Source organism: Phenylobacterium sp. (genome assembly GCF_035276905.1).
Lineage (GTDB): Bacteria > Pseudomonadota > Alphaproteobacteria > Caulobacterales > Caulobacteraceae > Phenylobacterium.
Map to the genome: position 1 here is coordinate 1 of NZ_DATELG010000036.1, position 6,099 is coordinate 6,099.

General features: G+C 65.5%; 5 protein-coding genes. 4 read left to right on the forward strand and 1 reads right to left on the reverse strand.

What is annotated here, in order from left to right; genetic code table 11:
* Positions 1-114 precede the first annotated feature (114 nt).
* The gene (locus VJS38_RS01255) at positions 115-2,307 is read left to right on the forward strand and encodes a TonB-dependent receptor (protein ID WP_324086337.1); all 2,193 of its coding nucleotides are present in this window, start codon (positions 115-117) and stop codon (positions 2,305-2,307) included.
* A 67-nt stretch (positions 2,308-2,374) separates the two neighbouring features.
* Here the strand turns inward: VJS38_RS01255 and VJS38_RS01260 are convergent, their stop codons facing one another.
* Positions 2,375-3,313, reverse strand: a complete 939-nt coding sequence (locus tag VJS38_RS01260; protein WP_324086338.1) for an NAD(P)-dependent oxidoreductase — start codon at positions 3,311-3,313, stop codon at positions 2,375-2,377.
* A gap of 222 nt (positions 3,314-3,535) precedes the next feature.
* Here VJS38_RS01260 and VJS38_RS01265 point away from each other — a divergent pair, with 222 nt between their 5' ends.
* The 3 genes from VJS38_RS01265 to VJS38_RS01275 all read left to right on the forward strand — a co-directional run.
* Positions 3,536-4,774 (forward strand): Rieske 2Fe-2S domain-containing protein, encoded by a 1,239-nt coding sequence (locus VJS38_RS01265; protein ID WP_324086339.1) that lies wholly within the window; start codon positions 3,536-3,538, stop codon positions 4,772-4,774.
* Positions 4,775-4,784: 10 nt separating this feature from the next.
* On the forward strand, positions 4,785-5,570 hold the full coding sequence (locus VJS38_RS01270) for a class II aldolase/adducin family protein (RefSeq protein WP_324086340.1): 786 nt from the start codon (positions 4,785-4,787) through the stop codon (positions 5,568-5,570).
* Positions 5,571-5,906: 336 nt separating this feature from the next.
* The coding region (locus VJS38_RS01275) for a GFA family protein (RefSeq protein WP_324086341.1) at positions 5,907-6,099 on the forward strand (193 nt) is incomplete at its 3' end.

Genomic DNA, 6,099 nt, shown 5'->3' on the forward strand with positions numbered 1-6,099 from the left:
CTAAGAAAACGTCTTCCGCAGAAGATTTAAATTGACGTCAGGCGCGGCTGTGTAATCTTCCATGGAAATTCATAAAGGGGGAAACACATGCCGCGTTGGTGCTTACTTTCGACTTTGCTGGCCGGCTCCGCACTCGCCGCGCCAGCTGTCGCGGCGGCGCAATCCGCGGCCGCACCAGCCCAGCCCGCAACCTCGGCCGAATCGAAGGCTCCGACGGCGCTCGAGGAAGTGATCGTCACGGCCCAGAAGGTCACGCAGAACCTGCAGGAGGCGCCCGCGGCGATCGCGGTGGTGAACCGCGAACGGCTCGTCGCCCAAGGGGCCACGGACATTCGCGCAGTACAGTTCATGGTGCCGAGCGTGCGGCTGAACAAGCAGCAATCGAACGTGCAGATGTTCATCCGCGGCGTCGGAATCGCCACCGACGCCCCCAGCCTCGACCTGGGCGTGGCGCTGACCGTGAACGGCATGGAGCAGTTTCGCGAGGCGACCGGCGCGTCGATCTTCGATGTCAATCGGGTCGAAGTGCTGCGCGGGCCGCAGGCCACCACCTACGGCTCCAACGCCGCCGGCGGGGTCATCAGCGTCGTGACGGAACGGCCGTCGAACGACTACTCCGGTCGCGCCGTCGCCGAGATCGGGAACTATGACAGGCGCTACCTGTCGCTCGCCCAGAACCTGCCGCTGGGGAAGGACTCCCAGTTGCGCGCCGCGTTCAACTACATCAAGCACGACGGTTATGCGGGCAACGGCCTGGACGACGAAGACAACATCGCCGGTCGGCTGACCTTCACGACCAAGCTCGGCGATGCTGCGGACCTGATGCTGTGGGGGGGCATTTATCACGCCGGCGGCAATGGCGACGTCGGCTACGCTTCCCCTTTCAAGAATAAGGACGATCCCTGGAAGCAGACCTGGGATCCACTGGCGACCATCGCCTTCACGCCCGCGCAGCGAGCCCATAAACGCGACATCGACATCTACCATTTGGGCGGCGAGCTGAACGTAGATCTGGATGGAGTGAGGCTTACCTACATTCCAGGATTTATCTACAGCAACCATCAGGGACATCTGGTGATCGATACCGGTCCCGCGCGTATCCTGTTCGAAGAAGTCAACTCGCGCCATCAGTACACGCAGGAGCTGCGACTCGCGAATTCCAATTCGGACGCAAAGCTTCAGTGGCTGGTCGGCGCCTATTTTTACGACCTCAGCACGCACGCCTTCCGGACCGTGGCGGGCAACCGCTCGTTCGACATTTCAGAGCAGCCGAACAAGTCCTATGCCGCCTATGTCCAGGGAACCTACGCGCTGTCGGATGCGCTTCGGCTGACGGGCGGCCTGCGCTACAGCTATATCCACAAGGAGGCGCAGGGAAACGGGTTCCGGCCGGGACTGACGGGGGCGGCCGTTCCCTTCACGGCCGATTTCAGCTGGACCCACGCCGACTGGAAGGTCGGCGTCGAGTACGACGTCAACCGGGACTCGATGCTCTACGCGAATGTTCAGACCGGTTATCTCGGCGGCGGGGTGAACTTCTTCACCTCACCGACCCAGTCGAACGAGGTGAATCCCGAGAAGCTTCTGTCATACGCCGTCGGATCCAAGAACACGCTTCTTGACGGCCGCATGCGCCTTAACCTGGAAGCCTTCTACTACGATTGGAAGGACTATCAGGTTGGCCTGTTCAACGTGGCGGCGGGGACGAATATCGTCTTCAATGCGCCGAAATCGCAGTCCTACGGCGTGGAACTCGACATGCAGATGGCGTTGACGTCGCATGACGAGCTGTCGTTGGCGGCCGGATACTTCCACGGTGAATTCAAGGACTTCATCGTGCCGCGGGGCGTGAGCAGCCCTGTGCGCGCCTACGACTTCACCGGCTTTGCGCTGCCCTTCGCCCCCGACTGGTCAGCGACGCTCCACTACCTGCACACCTTCGATCTGCCGAACGGCTCCACCATCGACGCCTCCGGACAGGTGCAGGTCGCCTCCAAGTTCTGGACAAGCTTCACTCATGGGATCACGCGTTGCTCCAGTGTTCCGGTGACGGTGCTGGCGCAATCTGCCTGCGTCGACACGGGGACCCTTCAATCGGCATACGGGCTCGCCAACGCAGACCTGACCTGGCACGCGCCGGACAAGCGCTTCAGCGTCGGCCTCTGGATCCGCAACATCACCGACAAGGCGGTCCGCACCAGCGGCGGCGACGGAGGCATGACCTCCGCCGGTGTCGTGACGACCTTGGCGGCCTCGACCCTCACGCCGCCGCGGACGTTCGGGGTGCGCCTGGGGGCGAGCTGGTAAGGCGCGCGGGCCGGCAAATCACGTCCCCGGCGAGCAGGGCCGGCCCAGTTCTGGGCCGGCCCTTTTTCTATGAATCGGCCGGCACGGGCGTCGCGAGCGGTCTTCCGGCGTAGAAGGCCGCCAGGTTCGCCAGCAACATCTCCGTCATTTTCGCCGTCGACTGGAGGGTGCCGCCGGCGATGTGGGGGGTGGTGATCGCGCCCGGCGCGTCAGCCCACCTTGCCGGGGGGGTCGGCTCCGCCTCGAACACGTCGAGCGCGGCGCCCCCCAGGCGGCCCTCGTGCAAGGCCGCCAGCAGGGCATCCTCGTCGATCAGTTGCCCCCTGCCGACATTGACGATGAGCCCGGTGGGGCCGACGGCGTCGATCACCGCCGCATCGATCAGGTGTCGATTGGCTGGATCTGAGCGCGCACAAATCGCCAGGACGTCGGCGCCCCGCGCCAGCTCGATCAGCGAGGCCGCGCGCGGCCAGGGGGCCTCGGGCTTGGGCCGCGGCCCCCACCACGCCACATCCATGCCCAGGGCCCGGGCCAGCGCCGACAATTGCGCGCCGATATCCCCAAGGCCGACGACGCCCAGCCGCGCGCCGGCCAGCGATCGCCCGACCATGGCCTGCCCGGGGCGCCATTCGCCGGCGCGCACGCGCCGGTCTCCGACGACCACGTTGCGAAAGGCGGCAAGTATGAGGGCTATGGCGAATTCAGCCACCGCGTAGGAGGTGGCCCCCGGCGCGTGGCTTACCAGCACGCCGCGTCGCCTCGCCGCGCCGATGTCGATCGCGTCGTAGCCCGTCGTGTAGCAAGCGATGAGGCCGGCCGAGGGGCAACGCCCGAGCACGCCTTCGACGTCCTCGTTGCCGAGGCACACGATGGTCCGTACCTGCGGAAAATGCTGATCGGACCCGGCCTCCCAGGCTCGGACCACGGAATAATGCGGCTGGAGGCTCGGCTCCACGAACTGCAGGGCGGGCGTGGTGATCAGGATCGTAGGCTTTTGGTCAGTCACGGCGAGCCCCCTGTTCGTCCTGCTCCATCTAGATCATTTGTTTCTTCCACGGAAGAGTCGGGGGCCGAAAACTCGGCGACGCGGCCGGTTCCGCGCTTGACAAAGGAAATCCCGAACATGATCTTCTGCGGAAGATCATTAGCAGGTTCATCGCACATGACGACGGCAGCCGAAAACGACCGCCTTTGCCGAGTGGGCCCTGGCACGCCCATGGGCGAGGTCATGCGCCGATACTGGACGCCGTTCGCGCTGTCCAGCGACTTGCCGGAGGCCGACGGCCCGCCGCTGCGCGTGCGGCTTCTGGGCCAGGATCTGGTGGCCTTCCGCGACACCGACGGGACCGTCGGCCTCCTCAACGAGTACTGCATGCACCGGGGCGTCTCGCTGGCGCTTGGACGCGTCGAGGATGGCGGGATCCGCTGCCTCTACCACGGCTGGAAGTTCGGGGCGGACGGAACCATCCAGGAGACTCCGAACCATTGCGATCCGCGCTTTCGCGCGCGGCTGAAGGCTCCGGCCTACCCGGTGGAGGAATGCGCAGGGCTCCTGTGGGCCTACATGGGACCGGCGGAGAAGAAGCCGCCGTTCCGGAGCTTCGCCTTCATGGACGCGCCGGAGGCGAACCGCACCATCATCCGGATCACCCAGCGCGCCAACTACCTTCAACTCGTGGAGCAGGGCTCGGACAGCTCCCACGTCGGCGTATTGCACAGCAACGACGCCCGGCCGGGCTGGATGGCCAGCACCTTTTCGCCCAATCCGGACGTGCTCAATCCGGCCGCCTTCGCGGTGGAGGACAACGCCCCGGTTCTCGAGGTCGAGGAGACTCCTTTCGGGCTCCATTACGCCGCCTTCCGTCAGGCCAATCGCAGCGGCGCTCAACTGGCGGACGACCAGCCGCGGCACGTGCGGATCTATCCCTACCTGATGCCGACGGTGCGCTTCATTCCCGCGTCCGCCGTGCTCTTCACGGTGTTCGAGGTGCCGGTGGACGACACCACCACGACCTCGTTCCTGGTGATCCACGGCGCCGCGGCGGTCGATCGCGCCTACCTGAAGAAGATCCTTGGGCTTACCGACGAGCGGTTCTGGTCGGAGGACAACAATCTCTTCCGTGCGTCCTGGGAGAACGGGATGGGCCAGGATCGCGAGCGCATGAAGGCGAGCTGGACGGGATTGCCGGGCGTGGCGTTCGAGGACGCCATCATGGGCATCGCCGCAGGCCCGATTTGCGACCGGACCGCCGAACACCTCGTCACCGCCGACGCCGCCATCGTGCGGGTCCGCAAGCTGCTCCTCGACTCCGCCGACCGCGTTGCGGCGGGGCAGGATCCCGTGGGCGTCGCCTATCGAGATTGCCGAACGCTGGCCGCGTTCGACGACGTCCTCGCGCCGAACCAGCGCTGGCAGGACCTGGTGCCGCAGCATCTCGCGGCGCCGCCCGCGCCGGTCCAGGCGTGAGATCGTTCGCATGACCCAACTGATCCGCCGTCGCGAGGACGGAGCAGCGCAAAGTTCGCCAAACATGACGGAGGCGGAGCGGCAGACCCGCGTCGACCTCGCGGCCTGCTACCGCTTGATCGCCCACTTCGGGCTGAACGAGCTGACCTACAATCACATCTCCGCCAGGATTCCCGGCGGTGAGGAAGAAATTCTCATCAATCCGTTCGGACTGATGTTCGACGAGGTCTGTGCGTCCAACCTCGTCAAGGTGGATCTGGCGGGAAGGGTCATCGACGACCCGACGGGGCTCGGAATCAACGAAGCGGGCTACGTGATCCATGGCGCTGTCCACGCGGGCCGGCCCGACGTGATCTGCGTGATCCACACGCACACGCCCGCGGGCATGGCCGTGTCGGCCCAGGCCGAGGGACTGTTGCCGCTGACCCAGAACGCAATGATGTTCTATGAGCAGATCGGCTACCACGATTATGAGGGCATCGCGGTCGAGCTCGAAGAACAACGCAGGTTGGTAAGCGACCTGGGTCAGCACCGTGCGATGATACTTCGAAATCACGGGCTCCTCGTCGCGGGTCTTTCCATCGCCGAGGCGTTCAATACGATGTATTTCTTGGAGAACGCGTGCCGCGCCCAGGTCTCGGCCATGGCCGGGGGGCGCCCGCTGAACTTCCCGAGTGAAGACGCCGCCCGCAACGCCGCCGCCATCGCCCGTGAGCATGGCCTGGCCGCCGCTGAGCGCGATTGGCCGGCGCTGCGAAGGTTGGCCGACCGCCTCGATCCCTCCTACCAGAATTAGGCAGGGGACGGCGGTTACCGGGGGAGGCGGGCGGTCCGCCGGCTCGGGTTGGCGCCGTTGGCGGCCGGCTTCCGGGGGCCGACGTGAAGCGCGGCTTGGCTATTCAGATGCGAGGGGCGGCGCGTCGGCAATATCATGCGCACGCGTTATGACTTTTCACGAAATAAGCAATGGATTGCATGGTTGGGCTGCGGCATCCTCTTCAACAGGAGGGGCTCGATGACGCAGGTCCGGGGCCGAGGTCGCCCGCCGTTCCGACGCTTCCTGCCACCGGTTCGCCTCTTCGGGTGCTGAGCTTCCCGAGTCGATCGGGCGCCCGCCGCGAAGGAGACTGGAATGAGCGAGATTACCGGACGCTGTCTTTGCGGGAAGATCTCGTATAGCGCCAAGGGCGCGATGGTGTTCGTGGCCTGCCAATGCCGTGACTGCCGCTACGTATCGGGCGGTGCAGCCGCCAACGTCCTGCTCGTGCCGACGGAACAGTTCACGCTGTCGAGCGGCGGCGACCTCGTGCAGGGCTATACTGTAG